The 15,211-nt window shown below is 67.8% G+C and carries 13 protein-coding genes and 1 tRNA gene; 3 read left to right on the forward strand and 11 right to left on the reverse strand.

The window, feature by feature from the left end:
* Window positions 1-41: 41 nt before the first annotated feature.
* From ABID41_RS07025 to ABID41_RS07040, 4 genes are all read right to left on the reverse strand, one after another.
* Window positions 42-2,567 (reverse strand): TonB-dependent receptor, encoded by a 2,526-nt coding sequence (locus ABID41_RS07025; RefSeq protein WP_331930369.1) that lies wholly within the window; start codon window positions 2,565-2,567, stop codon window positions 42-44.
* A 300-nt stretch (window positions 2,568-2,867) separates the two neighbouring features.
* A complete protein-coding gene (locus tag ABID41_RS07030; RefSeq protein ID WP_331930371.1) occupies window positions 2,868-3,470 on the reverse strand; it encodes a TetR/AcrR family transcriptional regulator in 603 nt (200 codons plus the stop codon).
* Window positions 3,471-3,590: 120 nt separating this feature from the next.
* A complete protein-coding gene (gene ybaK, locus ABID41_RS07035) occupies window positions 3,591-4,061 on the reverse strand; it encodes a Cys-tRNA(Pro) deacylase (RefSeq protein WP_331930373.1) in 471 nt (156 codons plus the stop codon).
* Window positions 4,061-7,312, reverse strand: a complete 3,252-nt coding sequence (locus ABID41_RS07040; protein ID WP_331930375.1) for an amidohydrolase family protein — start codon at window positions 7,310-7,312, stop codon at window positions 4,061-4,063. Before ABID41_RS07040 ends, ybaK begins: the two co-directional genes overlap by 1 nt.
* 218 nt (window positions 7,313-7,530) lie before the next feature.
* Here ABID41_RS07040 and ABID41_RS07045 point away from each other — a divergent pair, with 218 nt between their 5' ends.
* Together ABID41_RS07045 and ABID41_RS07050 are read left to right on the forward strand one after the other, a co-directional pair.
* Window positions 7,531-8,925, forward strand: coding sequence for a cystathionine beta-synthase (locus tag ABID41_RS07045; RefSeq protein WP_331930377.1), 1,395 nt, complete (start codon window positions 7,531-7,533; stop codon window positions 8,923-8,925).
* The gene (locus ABID41_RS07050; RefSeq protein WP_331930379.1) at window positions 8,922-10,112 is read left to right on the forward strand and encodes a cystathionine gamma-synthase; all 1,191 of its coding nucleotides are present in this window, start codon (window positions 8,922-8,924) and stop codon (window positions 10,110-10,112) included. The genes ABID41_RS07045 and ABID41_RS07050 overlap by 4 nt, the downstream gene beginning before the upstream one ends.
* Window positions 10,113-10,118: 6 nt before the next feature.
* On the opposite strand, the gene ABID41_RS07055 is transcribed toward ABID41_RS07050, so the two are convergent.
* The 4 genes from ABID41_RS07055 to pth2 all read right to left on the reverse strand — a co-directional run bounded on the left by ABID41_RS07055 (window position 10,119) and on the right by pth2 (window position 12,752).
* Window positions 10,119-10,370, reverse strand: coding sequence for an EF-hand domain-containing protein (locus ABID41_RS07055; protein ID WP_331930381.1), 252 nt, complete (start codon window positions 10,368-10,370; stop codon window positions 10,119-10,121).
* Between the two features lie 73 nt (window positions 10,371-10,443).
* A complete protein-coding gene (locus ABID41_RS07060; protein WP_331930383.1) occupies window positions 10,444-12,066 on the reverse strand; it encodes an amidohydrolase in 1,623 nt (540 codons plus the stop codon).
* 75 nt (window positions 12,067-12,141) lie between these two features.
* Window positions 12,142-12,405: a hypothetical protein gene (locus ABID41_RS07065; RefSeq protein ID WP_331930385.1), complete on the reverse strand. Its 264-nt coding sequence runs from the start codon at window positions 12,403-12,405 to the stop codon at window positions 12,142-12,144.
* A gap of 5 nt (window positions 12,406-12,410) precedes the next feature.
* A complete protein-coding gene (gene pth2 / locus ABID41_RS07070; RefSeq protein ID WP_331930387.1) occupies window positions 12,411-12,752 on the reverse strand; it encodes a peptidyl-tRNA hydrolase Pth2 in 342 nt (113 codons plus the stop codon).
* A 441-nt stretch (window positions 12,753-13,193) separates the two neighbouring features.
* Here pth2 and ABID41_RS07075 point away from each other — a divergent pair, with 441 nt between their 5' ends.
* Window positions 13,194-13,370, forward strand: coding sequence for a hypothetical protein (locus tag ABID41_RS07075; protein ID WP_331930389.1), 177 nt, complete (start codon window positions 13,194-13,196; stop codon window positions 13,368-13,370).
* 21 nt (window positions 13,371-13,391) lie between these two features.
* Here the strand turns inward: ABID41_RS07075 and ABID41_RS07080 are convergent, their stop codons facing one another.
* The 3 genes from ABID41_RS07080 to ABID41_RS07090 form a co-directional block, all read right to left on the reverse strand.
* Window positions 13,392-14,414 (reverse strand): DUF2853 family protein, encoded by a 1,023-nt coding sequence (locus ABID41_RS07080; protein ID WP_354297358.1) that lies wholly within the window; start codon window positions 14,412-14,414, stop codon window positions 13,392-13,394.
* A gap of 161 nt (window positions 14,415-14,575) precedes the next feature.
* Window positions 14,576-14,665, reverse strand: a tRNA-Ser gene (locus tag ABID41_RS07085).
* 102 nt (window positions 14,666-14,767) lie between these two features.
* Window positions 14,768-15,208 carry a PaaI family thioesterase gene (locus ABID41_RS07090; RefSeq protein WP_331932730.1) on the reverse strand — a complete coding sequence of 147 codons (441 nt, stop codon included), beginning with the start codon at window positions 15,206-15,208 and terminating at the stop codon, window positions 14,768-14,770.
* Window positions 15,209-15,211 lie beyond the last annotated feature (3 nt).

Raw genomic sequence — 15,211 nt, forward strand, 5'->3', positions numbered from 1 at the left:
GTTTTAAACCAACGGGTTTGCAAAGTATATAATCGCTGACCTTAGAAGCGGTACTGGAACTCCACGCCGTAGGTGCGCGGGAAGTTCAGCTTCACCGTCTGGCGGTAGGTCCCAAGGGCCGTCAGGCTGGAGGCGGTGGCGCTCTGATAGGCCACCTCGTCGAAGGCGTTCTTCACGTAGCCGATGATCGTGAAGCGATCCTGGCCGTCCTTCCACAGGGCGCGGAAGTCCACGATCTCGTTGGACGGCGCCGTGTAGTTGTCCTGGCTGAAGATCGTGCTCTGCTGGTCGTCGGTATAGGTGTACGTCCCGCCGACCGTCAGGCTGCCCATGTCGAAGTCCCAGGTGTAGTTGGCCCCGAAGTTGAACTTGTTCTCCGGCGTCATGGGCAGGCGATTGCCCTTCAGGTCCTGGGTCCGGGCCGTGGGCGTGCCGCCGATCGGATTGGCGCCGGCCTTGGAGGCGGTCGGGTCGTTGACGTCGACGAAGCAGCAGCCGTTGGTGACCTCGGCGTTGATATAGGCGTAGCTGCCGAAGATCTGCAGGTTGTCGATCGGCGCCCATTGGGCTTCCAGTTCAACGCCCCAGTTGCGGGCGTCGAGGTTCAGGAACTGGGTGCCGGTCGCGCCCGAGGTCGGATCGATGATCACGCTGAGCGGGGCCTGGAAGCCCTCATAGTCGGCGTAGAAGATCGCCGAGTTCAACTGGAAGCGGCCGCCGAAGGTCTTCTTCAGGCCGATCTCATAGTTGTTGACGTATTCCGGGTCCGCATAGGGGTTGGCGGTCAGGCCGTTGGAGGCCAGCCATCCGCCGGACTTGTAGCCGCGGCTGTAGCGGGCGTAGGCGTTGGTGTCGCCGTCCGGCTGCCACTGGACGCCGAGGGTGCCGGTGAAGGCGTCGTAGTCGGCCTTGAGGTCCCGGGTCAGGCCGCCGGTCGGATTTTCGCGGACATTGGCGTAGGCCGGGATCGCATGACAGGCCGCGATGGTCGCCCCGCCGCAAGCCACGAAGGTGGTGAAGTCCAGGGCGATACCCTGGGCGATCGGGAACGGAACGGCGGCGAACTGGTTCAGCAGGCCAGCCGTGGTCGGGCTACGCGACACGTAGCGGGCGGAGTCGGTCCCGGTCTTTTCGTCCTTGGTCCAGCGCAGGCCGGCGGTGAGCGTCCAGTTCTCCGCGAACTCGTAGTCCACCTGGCCGAAGACCGCGTAGGAGTTCACTTCCAGCGTACCGTTGACCAGGAGGAAGTTGCCGTCCGGGTTCGGCGCGGCGGGACCGCGGGTGGCCAAGCTGAGCGGCGTGAGCATGGCGTCGTCGCCGAGCACGCGCAGGCCCTGAGGCTGCGAATAGTCCTGGTGGTACTGGTAAAGACCGGCGATCCAGTGAAGCGGGCCGTCGTTGTTGGACGAGAGGTTGATCTCGTTCGACCACCACTTCTGCTTCTCCTGATAGAAGAAGCGCTGGTCCGGCGAGACGCCCGCCGCGGTGAAGACGCCCAGCGGCATGTCGAACAGACCCTGCCGCGAGGAGCGGTCTTCGTCGCCGGCGGTGTCGTAGGTGTAGGCCTGGTAGCCGGCCAGATACTTCAGCGTCGCCCCGCCGAGATCCCAGGTCAGGTCGAACTGGAGGCGGTTGTGGTTGCTGAGCTTGCCCTCCATCGTCTGGTTCATGTCGATCTTGAAGGGATCGGAACTGGCGACGTTGGCCCCGGCGAAACCGAAGGTCGGGTTGTAGTAGAGCGCAGCGTTGCCCAGGCCGGTCGGGGACCGCGTGTCGTACGGGCTGATCACCGCCTCGTGGTTGTTGCCGACGCCGTAGCTGTCGTCCCAGTCGAACTTGGTATAGCGCAGGCGGGCGGTGGCGTTGTCGCCGAGGTCGGCCTCGATCTGGGCCTCGACCATGTAGCGCTTCATGGCGCTGGTGTCGCCGCCAGGGCCGATGTTCTCGATGAAGCCCTTGTCGCGGCGCTCCAGCGAGCCGCCGACCAGGAAGCGGAGGTTGTCGGCGATCGGCCCGGTGACCAGGGCGTCGGTGCGCCAGGAGCCGTAGTTCCCGACCATCGCGCGGACTTCGCCCTGGAACTCTTCGCTGGGACGGCGGCCGATGATGTTGAGCGCGCCGCCGACCGAGTTGCGGCCATAGAGGGTGCCCTGCGGGCCGCGCAGGATTTCGGTCCGCTCGATGAACAGCGACGGGGTCGAGGAATCGGCCATCGAGTTCGAGAAGATGCCGTCCGAATAGAGCGCCACGGACGGGTCGGTGCCGATGGCGTTGGTCAGGCGGCCGAAGCCCCGGATCGAGAGGCGGTCGTTGTTGGTGTAGGCCATGCTCGGCGAGACGCGCGCCAGGTCTTCGACCGAGGTCACGCCGAGGATGTCACGCTTTTCGGACGTGTAGGCCGTGACGGCCACCGGTACGTCCTGCAGGCTTTGCTCGCGTTTTTCGGCGGTGACGACGAGCTCTTCGATCGTGAAGCTGTCTTGGGCCGCGGCCTGAGTGGCGGCGGACATGGCCGCGACGGACGCGCCCATGATGAACAGACTGCGCAGGCGCAGTGATTGAACCATGATAAAAACCTCCCAGCCAACGCGGGCGTTATGCCGCCCGTCGTGAGTGCTTGATGGGTCCAGGCTGGATGCCTCGAACGGCGTTCGAATAGGAGAAAAGCGGCGTCGCCGGAACTTTGCGCGGGCCTTGTGGCGCAAGAACCCGGCCTCGGGGCCGGCAGCCAACAGCTAAGCTTCGGAAAAGGCTATCGAAAGGCTCCGGGCGCGTTCCGCAAGAAGCGTATGCCGGTCTTGAGATCAGATCTTTGAAGCCAGAGCACGATTCAACGACCAGACGATTCCGCCCGGTCGCACCGTGCTCTAGCGGCCGAGGATCAGCGCCTCGAGTCCACGCACCCCGGCTTCGAGGGTCTCGCCCTCCGGCCCGTCGCCAGGGCGCGCGCGGGAAAGCGAGACGGCGGCGATTCCGCGCCCCCAGGCCCAGATCGCCTCGGCGATCATCTGGGAAAGCTCGGGCGGATGATGGCCGACGAAATCCTCCATGATCGCCGTGCGCGAGACGGCCATCGCCTCGGCCTCCGCGCCCATGACGTCGTCGCGGCGGGCGCCGTCGCGCGCCTCGAACATCAGCTCGTAGAGTTCGGGCTTCTCGCGCAGGAAGGAGATGTAGGCCAGGCCGGTCGACCTCAGCCCGCTGTCGAGGCCGCGGCGTTCGTAGGCCAGGCGCATGGCGTCCGCGAGCTGGCGAAAGCCGTCGATGGCCAGACCGGCGAGCAGCGCGGCCTTGTCGGCGTAGTGGTAATAGACCGTTCCGGGCGCTACGCCGGCCCGATCGGCGATCGCCCGCAGCGAAAGACCAGCCCGGCCGCTTTCCTGCAGGATGTCGCGGGCCGCAGCCAGAAGTTGCCCCCTGACATTGCCCACGTGGTAAGTGCGCCGACGCTCCAGGCTCACCGCCGCCATGACGCCTCCCCCTTTGCCCGGGCTTGCGCCCGACCCGATCCTTGGCGGTCGCCCGTACGCGCCGCCTAAGGTTATCAGCGCTAAGTTAAGGCCCCTTCCGCTGCGTCGCGCAACGACATTTCAGGTCAGGGACGCCACCTTGGCGGGCAGGGCCGCCACGAGGTCAGCCGGAGACAGCAGCGCCTGCAATCCGCGCTGGCCGCCATTCACGAACACTTTGGCGTGTGCGAGGGCGGCCTGGTCCACGACGGTGGGGACCTGGCGCTTCTGGCCGAACGGACTGACCCCGCCGACCCGATAGCCGGTGATCCGCTCGGCGTCGGCTGGCTTCATCATCTGCGCCGATTTTCCACCGACCGCGGCCGCCAGCTTCTTCATCGCGACCTCCTGGTCGGAGGCGAGCACGGCGCAGACCGGCTTGCCGTCGACCAGGGTCATGAGCGTCTTGAGGACCTGGTCGGGCGCCACGCCCAGGCTCTCGGCGGCCTGCAGGCCCACCCGCGGCGCGTCGGGGTCGTAGTCGTAGGCGTGCAGCTCGTAGGCGACCCCGGCCTTGTCCAGCGCGCGGGTCGCAGGGGTCGCCTTGGCCATCAGTCCTCCTGGTGGCTGACGGAGACGGTCGAGGCCGCGCCCCAGCCCTCCCCGCCCGGCTGCGAGAACCAGAACGGCTTGTGGGCGGGCTTGCCGAGCTCGGTCATGGTCATGGCCTCGAACACCCGGCCGTTGGCGACCGTGTAGTGGATCGAGGCGCTGTTGCGGATGTTCTCCAGAGGGTTGGCGTCGAGCACCAGCAGGTCGGCGAGCTTGCCGGGCTCCAGGGAGCCGATGTCCTTGTCCATGCCCAAGTACTGGGCGCCCGAGAGGGTGCCCGCGCGCAGCGCCTGCATCGGGGTCATGCCGCCCTGCGCGAACATCCAGAGCTCCCAGTGGGCGCCCAGGCCCTCGCGCTGACCGTGGGCCCCGAGCTGCACCGAGACGCCGAGGTCGTTCAGCTCCTTGGCCACCTTGGCGATCTCGACATGGTTGTACTCCTCGTCGGGCATCTTGATCCGGCGGCGGGCGCGGGCGTCGAGGACCCGGCGCGGGACGAAGTTGGAGAGCCGCTCGTCGGCCCAGACGTCGGTGTGCTCGTACCAGTAGTTTTCGCCGAAGGAGCCGCCGTAGGCGACGATCAGGGTCGGGGTGTAGCCGACCTTGGTGGCCGGCCAGAGCTGGCGCACGTCGTCATAGACCTTGGCCACCGGGATGGAGTGCTCGACCCCGGTGTGGCCGTCCACGACCATGGTCATGTTGTGCTCGAACAGCGAGCCGCCCTCCGGCACCACCATGACGCCCAGCTCGCGCGCGGCGGCGAGGATCTGCTGGCGCTCGTCGCGGCGCGGCTGGTTGTAGCTCTTCACGCTGAAGGCCCCGATCGCCTTCATCCGCCGCAGGGTGGAGCGGGCGTCGTCGAGGCTGTCGATCTGGGCGGTGTAGGGCGACTTGGCGCCGTAGAGGATGGTGCCGGTGGAGAAGATCCGCGGGCCGATCACCTCGCCGGCCTTCTGCAGCTCGCTGTGGGCGAAGATCTCGCCGGAGTCGTTGGACGGGTCGTGGATGGTGGTGACCCCGAAGGCCAGGGCCGCATAGTTCACCCAGCTCTGCTGCGGGATGAGCTGCTCAGCGCCCATGGAGCCGTGCCAGTGGACGTCCACCAGGCCGGGGATGATGGTCTTGCCGGCGGCGTCGATGACCTTGGCGCCGGCCGGGACCGCGACCGAAGCGCTGGGACCGACGGCCTCGATCCGGTTGCCGTTGACGACCACCGTGCCGTTCTCGACGACCTCGTCGCCCTTCATGGTGACGATCCGCGCGCCGGTGAAGGCGATGCGGCCCTGCGGGGCGGCGGCGGCCTGGGTGAAGGAGATGTCGATCCCCTGCTCGGCCGGCTTGGGCAGCTCGGCCGGCGCGCCGTCGACGAAGGCGAAGGCCTCCTTCAGATCGCGGGAATAGAGTTCCGGCCCCATCGACCACCAGAGACGCTGGCCATCGCCCGACCAGTGCAGGAACTCCCCGGCGTCGCGGGTCACGCGGCTGACCGGGATCGAGGCGGTCTTGGGCGACAGGTCCACCGTCTGGCCGGTGGCGACAAAGGGCGTGACATAGGCGTTGAACCGCTCGGTCCAGGCCACGAACTTCTCGTCGGGGCTGAGCGCATATTCGGTGGCGAACTCGCTCATCAGGTGGGTGCGTTCGTCCGAGCCGTCGAGCTCGACCGAGCGCAGGGCGCGCTTGTCCTCGGCCTCCAGGGTCATGAAGAAGACCCGGTCGCTGGAGGCGCCGAACTGCGGTTGCACGCCCTTGTCGGAGATGCGTTCGGCCTTGGCCCCGCCCTTGGCCGAGACCGCATAGAGCCCCGGCTCGCGGCCCCACATGGCCGAGGTCAGGAAGCCATCGGACACCGCGCGATAGACCACCTGCGAGCCGTCCGGGCTGAAGACCGGCTCGACATAGTGGCCGGGCTGGCTGGAGATCACCTTGCCCTCGCCGCCGCCGGCGCCGACCACGCGGACGGTCCCGAAGTCCTGGTCGTTCCAGGTGGTGTAGACGATGGAGCGGCCGTCACGGGACCAGGACGGATAGAACTCGAAATGGTCGCTCTGGCGAGTCAGGCGACGCGGGGCCGCACCGCTCTTCAGGTCCTTGATCCAGAGATGGCCGAGCGCCTGGTAGACGACCTTGTCGCCCTGCGGGTTCACCGAGGTCCAGCGCAGCATGCGGACCTTGAAGTCCTTGGGCGCGACCTCGACCGGGAAGCGCACGGCCTCCTGCACGGTTCGCGAGCCCTGGACGTGGAAGGGGATCTCGGCGACGGACTTGGAGGCGACGTCGATCTTCTTGATCTTGCCGCCAGCCCAGACGACGAGAGAGCGGTTGTCCGGCGTCCAGGCCAGGGTCGGATAGACCCCGTGGATGGCCCAGGTCTCCTGCATGTCGCGGTCGAGACCGTCGAACACCGGCGTCTCGCGGCCAGAGGCGATGTCCATCACGTAGAGCACGGTCTTGTAGCGGACGCGCCGGATGAAGGCCAAGGACTTGCCGTCCGGAGACGGCGTCGGGCGGATCGAGCCGCCGGGGCCGGTGACGTAGGGCTCGACCTTGCCATTCTCGCGGTCCAGCCGCTGGATCACGTAGATCTGGCTGTTGACGTCCTTGGAGTACTCGAAGACCCCGCCGGGCGTGGAATCGTCGCTGAAATAGAGATAGCGGCCGTCCGGCGAGAAGGCCGGTTCGCCGGAGTCCTTCTGGTCGGTGCGCTTCTTGGTGAGCTGCAGGCCCTCGCCGCCCGAGCGGTGGTAGAGCCACATCTCGCCGGCCCCCAGGGAGCGGGTCGAGGAGAAGTGCTTGCGGGCGACGATGAACTCGGAGTCCGGGGTCCAGGACGGCTGGCTGAGCAGGCGGAAGGTCTCCTTGGTCACCTGCCGCGGCTGGCCGCCGTTGCGGTCGACGATCCAGATGTTGTCACCGCCGCCGCGGTCGGAGGTGAAGGCGATCCAGCGGCCGTTGGGCGAATAGCGGGGCTGCATGTCCCAGGCCATGCCGCTGGTCAGCGGGCGCGCCTCACCGCCGGAGATCGGCATGGCGTAGAGGTCGCCCAGCAGGTCGAACACGACCTCCTTGCCGTCAGGGCTGACGTCCAGGCTCATCCAAGTGCCGGAGGTGACGTCGATCGGAACCTGACGGGTCGGGCCCGGCGGCGCGTTCACGTCCCACTTGGGAGCGTCCGCCTTGGGCGCATCGGCGAAGGCCGGCGCGGCGAGGACGGCGGCCATCGCCGCTGAAAGCAGAAAACGAGAGATCATGGCGCGGCCCCCACTCCGAAAAAGGCGCGCACCTCATCCGAGCGGCGCGCAAAAGTCGAGTCGGATAGGGCCAAAAATCGCCGAACTGCGCGGCCGCGGCGACTGACGAACGCCGTTCTACTGGCCAAGGCGGGAAAATCGCCCATATGCTGCTGGTGATGGCGCGGAAACCCACCCCAGGCGTTTCGCTGAAAAGGCCCGTTCAGGAGCTCCATTGGATGACCCAAGGCGCAATCCCGTTGCCGCCTCCGGCCAGGTCGGCGCTCGACCTCATCGGTCGGACCCCCATGGTCGAGTTGCTCGGCTTCGACACCGGCCCCTGCCGCTTGTTCGTAAAGCTCGAGAGCGCCAATCCCGGCGGCTCCATCAAGGACCGGATCGCTCGCTCGATGATCGAGGCGGCCGAAGCGGACGGTTCGCTGAAGCCCGGCGGGACCATCGTCGAGGCCACCGCCGGCAACACCGGCCTGGGCCTGGCGCAGGTCGGCGTGCTGAAGGGCTACAAGATCCTGCTGGTGGTCCCCGACAAGATGAGCCGGGAGAAGATCCAGCACCTGCGGGCCATGGGGGTGGACGTGCGCATCACCCGGTCCGACGTGGGCAAGGGCCATCCCGAGTACTACCAGGACATGGCCGAGCGCCTGGCCGCCGGCATACCCGGGGCGATCTTCATCAACCAGTTCGCCAACCCGGCCAATCCGCTGGCGCACGAGACCACCACCGGCCCGGAAATCCTGGAGCAGATGGAGGGCGACATCGACGCCATGGTGGTCGGGGTGGGGTCGGGCGGCACGCTCACCGGCCTCGGCCGCTTCTTCGCCAAGGCCTCGCCCAAGACGAAGATGGTGCTGGCCGATCCCGAAGGCTCGGTCCTCGCGCCGCTGGTCAACACGGGCAAGATGATCGAGCCCGGCTCGTGGGTGGTCGAAGGCATCGGCGAGGACTTCGTGCCGGTCAATTGCGACCTGTCGCTGGTGTCGACCGCCTACACCATTCCCGACACCGAGAGCATCGCCGCGGCCCGCGAGCTGCTCTCTCGCGCCGGGGTGCTGGGCGGCTCGTCGTCCGGCACCCTGCTGGCGGGCGCGCTTCGCTATTGCCGCGAGCAGACCGAGCCCAAGCGGGTGGTGACCCTGGTCTGCGACACCGGCGCCAAGTACCTGTCCAAGGTCTACAACGATAGCTGGCTGGCCGAGCAGGGCCTTACCGACCGGCGCCTGCACGGCGACCTGCGCGACCTGATCGGGCGCTCGGCGGACGAGGGGGCGGCGGTCACGGTGGGGCCGTCGGACAACCTGCTGACCGCCTACAACCGAATGCGCCAGGCCGATGTCAGCCAGCTTCCGGTGCTGGACGGCGGCCGGCTGATCGGCCTGATCGACGAGAGCGACCTGCTTGAGGCCATCGAGGACTCCAAGCCCGACAGGCGCTTCTTGCAGCCGGTCTCGGCGGCGATGACCGCCAAGCTCGACACCCTGCAGGCCAGCGATCCGCTGGACGCCCTGCTGCCGGTCTTCGAACGCGATCAGGTGGCCATCGTGCTGGAAGGCCACGAATTCGTCGGGCTGATCACCCGCATCGACCTCATCAACTATCTACGGCGGGCAGCGTGACGGACGAGGATCAGAACGGCGGCCGCCACGGTCGGAACCGCCTGGAATTTGCGACGCGCGTCATCCATGGCGGCCAGTCGCCGGACCCCACGACCGGGGCGGTCATACCGCCGATCTACGCCACCTCAACCTACGCCCAGCAGAGCCCTGGCGAGCACAAAGGCTTCGAATATTCCCGCAGTCAGAACCCGACCCGCTTCGCCTTCGAGCGGGCCATCGCCGACCTGGAAAGCGGGACGCGGGGCTTCGCCTTCGCCTCGGGGCTGGCGGCGATCTCGACCTTTCTCGAGGTGCTGGACGCCGGCGCCCACGTGATCGCCAGCGAGGACCTGTACGGCGGCTCATTCCGCCTGTTCGACAAGGTCCGCCGCCGCACCGCGGGTCTGGAGTTCAGCTTCGTCGACATGAGCGACCTGGCGGCCGTCGAGGCGGCGATCACGCCGCGGACCCGGCTGATCTGGGTGGAGACGCCCACCAATCCACTGCTGCGGCTGGCCGACCTGGCGGCCATCGCCGACCTCGCCAGGCGGCGCGGAATCCTGGCGGCGGCGGACAACACCTTCGCCAGCCCCTACTGCCAGCGGCCGCTGGAGTTCGGGTTCGACGCGGTGATGCACTCCACCACCAAGTACGTCTCAGGCCATTCCGACATCGTCGGCGGGGCCCTGGTGGTCGGGCAAAACAAGGAGCTGGCCCACCAGTTGGCCTTCCTGCAGAACGCCGTGGGGGCCGTCGCCTCGCCTTTCGACTCGTTCCTGGCCCTGCGCGGGGTGAAGACCCTGGCCCTGCGCATGCAGCGGCATTGCGAGAACGGCATGGCGATCGCCCGCTGGCTGGAAGGCCGAAGCGACGTGGCCAAGGTCATCTATCCGGGCCTCGATAGCCATCCGCAGCACGACCTCGCCAGGCGCCAGATGACCGGCGGCTTCGGCGGCATGATTTCGGCGGTGCTCGACCGCGACCTGGCTGGGACGCGGCGAATGCTGGAGCGGACGCGGCTGTTCACTCTCGCGGAAAGCCTGGGCGGGGTCGAAAGCCTGATCGAGCATCCGGCGATCATGACCCACGCCTCGATCCCGCCCGAGACGCGGGCGCGGATCGGCATAGACGACGGCCTGATCCGCCTGTCGGTCGGGATCGAGGACGCCGGCGACCTGATCGCAGACCTGGAGCAGGCGCTGGCCTAACGCGCTCTAGTGGCCCTTGTGGGCGGCCTTGTAGGCGGTGTCCCAGGCGACGAACTCGGGGCCGTCGATCTGGCCGTCCTTGTTCTTGTCGGCCTTGGCGAACTCGGCCGCAGGCAGCTTGTAGGCGACCCATTCGGTCTGGCTGATCCTGTCGTCCTTGCTGGTGTCGGCCGGATGGATGAAGCGGCCCTGGGCGGCGGCCACGGTTCCCGCACCGGCGAGCACCGCCGCGGCGAGGCAAAGGCTGGTCAGACGCATGCTGAAGACCTCCAAGTTGTGCCGGGAGGCTGGCCACCGCTCATGGCGAAAATGAGCCGCGGCCAGCGCCTGGTCAGTCGACCTTGTAGCCGGCCGGCGGGGTCAGGTCGGTGACCGGCCACTTCACGCCGAGCTGTTCCAGATAGGTCGGGTAGCGGGCCGGGTCGTAGTAGAGCTCCCGCATCTGCGGCCGGTACCTGGCCATCACCTCGCTGTTGATCTCGATGGCCGGCTTGTCGTTCGGGCCGATCATCGGCACGTACTTCTGGGTCTTGGTCTGGACGTTCACGAAGTAGTCCTTGGCGTTCTTGCGCAAGGCGGGCTCGGTCAGCACGTCCACCATGGTCATGGCGATGACCTTCGAGCCGGCGACCACGCCCTTGTGGGCGATCGGCGTGGCCATGGAGATGGCGTTCGCCCAGTGGTGGCCGGGCAGGTCCGGGATGTTCGCCGGATAGACCACGGTGATGGTCGGCAGGGTCCAGGAGATGTCGCCGATGTCGTCGGAGCCGCCGCTGGCGGGCTTTTCGACAGGCGCCTCCAGCTTGTCGAGCTCGGTGGCCAGTCCTTTCTGGGTGGCCGAGCCGAGGTTCTTCTGCACCGCCTTGGCGAAGGCCTGCTCGTCGGCGGTCCACTTGGGCAGGCCGACCTTGTCGATATTGGCCTTGGCCGCCTCGGCCAGCGGACGGTTGAAGTGGCGCGGGGCGGCGGTCCCGAGGATGCGCCAAGAGGCCGTGGTGTCGGTCATCTTGGCGGCGCCCTCGGCCATGGCGTTGCCGATCTCGTAGTTCTTCCTGATGCCGTCGAAGGTCTGTTCGCGGAAGTAATACCAGACGGTCGCCGTGGACGGGACGACGTTGGGCTGGTCGCCGCCGTCGGTGATGACGTAGTGCGAGCGCTGCTCGGGACGCAGATGCTCGCGCCGCATGTTCCAGCCCATGTTCATGAGCTCGACCGCATCCAGGGCGCTGCGGCCGCGCCACGGCGAGCCTGCCGAGTGGGCCGCCGCACCCTTGAAGGTGTATTCGACCGAGACGAGGCCGGTGCCGGAGGTCGCGCCCCAGCCGGTTCCGAGGTTGGAGCCCACATGGGTGAAGAGCGCCACGTCGGCGTTCTTGAACACCCCGTCGCGGACCATGTAGGCCTTGCCGGCCACCAGCTCCTCGGCGACGCCGGGCCACAGGACCAGGGTCCCGGCGATGTCATTCTTCTCCATCAGGTCCTTGACCGCCAGGGCCGCGACCACGTTCACCGCCTGGCCGGAATTATGCCCCTCGCCATGGCCCGGGGCGCCGGCGACCAGCGGGTCGTGCCAGGGCACGCCGGGCTTCTGCGAGGCCTTCGGGATGCCGTCGATGTCGCTGCCCAGCACGATCACCGGCCCGCCCGAGCCGTGGGTCCAGGTCGCCGTCCAGCCGGTGGGCAGCCCGGCCACGCCGCGCTCGACCTTGAAGCCGTTGGCCTCCAGCACGCCGGTCACGTACTTCGAGGTCTCGACCTCCTGGAAGGCGAGTTCGCCGTAGGAGAAGATCTGGTCGTTCATCTGCTGCGCCAGCTTGGCGCGCGACTCAACGCCAGCCTGTGCGCTGGACTTCAGGCTGGCGATCTTCGCCGCCGGATAGGACTGGGCCAGGGCCGCCGGCGCGGCCGAGCACAGCAGGCCTGCCGCCAGGACGGCGGCCGGAAGGTTTTTCATGAAAGCTCCCCTCTAGGATCTGGGGAGAGAGGACCACGCCAAGCTGCGCCTGAAAACCTGTCGTCGCAGAACGGATCAGCGCGGCGCCAGGTTGAGGACGGCGTCCTCGCCTTCGATGTGCACGATCACCACCGCCAGGGCCGGGCCGTCGTCGATCTGCAGCACCATGCTCTGGCCCACATGGTCGGCCAGGCTCTTGCCGCTGAGGGTGCGCGCCTTGGCGATGAAGGAGAGGATGGCGCTCTGGCCGTGCTCGATGGTGGCCTCGAAGGTCACCGGCTCCAGCGGCTGTTCGAGCGTGCCGATGACCCCGGTCCCGCGCTTGGTCGAATAGACCATCTCCATCACCTCATAAGCTTCAGCGAGCCGGTCACGGCGTCGATCCTGGAAATCTCGTCGGGGCCGATGCCCACGCAGGTCGGCGTGCCGGCTTCCACCACCGTCCGCCCGGCGTCGCGGATCAGCATCACCGGCAGGCCGGCCGCCTGCGCCTGCTCGGCCAGGGCGAAGAGCTCGTCCTGCGATCCGCAACGCAGCACCACCTTGGGCATGCCCGCCTGCAGCCAGCCTGCCTGCTTATCCCGCGGCGCGTTGAGCAGTCCCCCGACAGCCGCATGCGCCACCTGGGCGGCCATCTTGCCGGGCGGCAGGCCCAGGGCCTCGTTGACGACGATGACCTGTTTCATGAGGCGCTGATGCACGAGGGGAAGGCGCAAGGCAATGCGATTGAGAGTTCTCTTTTTGTTCTGGACAGATTTGCGCCAATGGCGGAGTTTGTCGCCGCACGTGATATCTCAAGCGGTCGCCGATCTTGGCCTGCCGTTCCTGGAGAGCATGCGCACGCTCCCGGCTCTAAGGGACTTTCTCGCGAAAGACATGGGCGCCGGTCGGTGGGGTGGAAACACCCCGAGCCGCCTGAACCTAGCCGTCGTGTTATGGAGAATGGGCGATCCTGCGGCGGGCGCCGGCATTGCTGGAAGATCCACCCAAGTCCATACGCGAGCCCAGACGTTGGAGATCGCGGCCTTTCGCGAATGGTTGCGAACGAGACCTGCGCCGGCCCCGGACAGCGTCATGGCGAAGAAGGACGCAAACCCCTAGGCTGCCCGCTCAGCAAGGACCCGCTCATGACCGACAATTCCGACACGCCTCCGCCGGAGGAAACGCCAATCCAGCGGGCTCTGCGCCTGAAGAAGGCGGCGATCGATGCACGGCCCAAGCCGCCGCGGGGCGGCCGGTTTCAGCGTGAGCAGGCCGCCGCCGCGCGCTCGTCATCCAAATCCAAGCCTTGGATGACGCGTTAGGGTTCGCGCGCGGCGGGACCGTTACAGCCGGCTGATCTCCACCCGCCGCGCGTCGAGTTCAGGCGCGTTGGTCGAGCCGGTCTCTACCATCGCCGGAGGACGCATCTCGATATTGGCCTCCGACACGCCGGCGGCGATCAGGGCGTCCCGAACCGCAACCGCCCGGTTTCGCGCCAGGGCCTGGTTCTGCGCCAAGTCGCCGGTGCGATCGGTATAGCCGGTTATGGCCAACCTGGCGCCGCCGGCGTTGGCGGCCGAAGCGGCGGCGTTGATCGCGGCCTGGCTGCCGGGCCCGATCGCCGCCGATCCGAGGGCGAAATACACGTTCGCCGGCAGGCCGATCGTCGTCCCCGCGACCGGAGCCGGCGTGGTCGCCACCGGCGGCGCGGCTTCCGCGGGCGCCGGGGCCTGCGCGGTTGCGGCAGGCGCCGTCTCCACGGGAGCGACGGCCGGAGCGGTCGCTACCTCTGCGGGCCGCCGATTGGCCAGCAACACCAACCCGACCAGCAGCGCGGCTAGGGCGGCCGCCAGCAACCACGGCCACCAGGTGATCCCTCGTCTAGCCGGCGCGGCCGCGGCGCCCGCCCTCACGGCGTAGGGCGCGGCCGGCGGCTGCTCCCGTTCGACGCGCCGCTCGATCGGGGTGTCGGCCACCACTGCCGCGGCCGGAGCCGCCGCCGCGGTCGCCGCCATCGCCGCTGCGCCGCCGACACGCCGATCCATGCCGCCGAACACCGACAGCTTCCGGAATTTCTCGGCCAGCAGGTAGTAGGCGGTCACCCGGTTCTTGGTCGGGTCGCCGCCCATGCGCTCGCCCACCTCGGCGATCGCGCTGTCGAGCGCAGCGTCGCTGTCGGTCAGGCCGAGTTTCTTCTTCAGATAGTTCTCGCGCACCCGGTCGGTCTCGGCCTTGTCACTGAATGACACCAGGGACGAATCCCGGTTCTGCAGCGCGATCCCAAGGTATCGCACGATCGCGGCGATCACGCCGGAGTCCGCGTCGGGCGCGTACTTCCTGACATCGATGGACCAGTCTTCAGCCATTGGCGTTCCTCCAGGCACAGCAGTCCACCGGCCTTGATAACGCCGCAGAACCGCACCCGCGCTCAGGCGATCTGCTGAAGCGAGTGGCGGAATCACCTAGGTGCGCGCAATGGGCGCGGCGTCCTTCTGGCGGTCGGCTGGGGAGATCAGCGCTCAGTGCGTGGCGGAGAGGGTGGGATTCGAACCCACGGTACCCGTAAAGGTACGCCGCATTTCGAGTGCGGTGCTTTCGACCACTCAGCCACCTCTCCGGAGACGTCTTTCGGGCCTCCGGCGACGGAGCCCGCTGAGCGCGAGGCGCGGAACCTACTCATCCGGCCACGACAGATCAAGCGGGCGTTTTCGCCTTTCTGTCAGCGCGGGTAGAGGATCATCTGGGTGCAGCGGAAGAGCGCCATGGCCTTGCCGCTCTCGGCGTGTGTCGCGGTGGCGTCCCAGACCTGGGTCATGCGGCCGCCGTGGACGAGGTTGGCCTCGCAGAGCACGGTGTCGCCGATCCTGGCGGTGCCCAGGAAGTTGCTCTTCAGCTCGATGGTGGTGAAGCCGATCGCGTCCTGCGGCAGCGAGGTGCGGCAGCCGTAGCCGGCCGCGGAGTCGAGCAGGGCGATGACGCTGGCGGCGTGCAGGAAGCCGTTGGGCGCCATGTGCTTGTGCTCGACCTTCACCTGGCTGCGCAGGTAGCCGTTGCGGACCTCCAGCACCTCGAGGCCGAGCTCGCCGGGAAGGTAGCCCTGCTGCATGGCGTTGAGGTCGCCGGCGAGATCGTCGCTCTTGGTGGGGAAGACGTCCGCCATGGC

The sequence above is a fragment of the Phenylobacterium koreense genome (assembly GCF_040545335.1).
Lineage (GTDB): Bacteria > Pseudomonadota > Alphaproteobacteria > Caulobacterales > Caulobacteraceae > Phenylobacterium > Phenylobacterium koreense.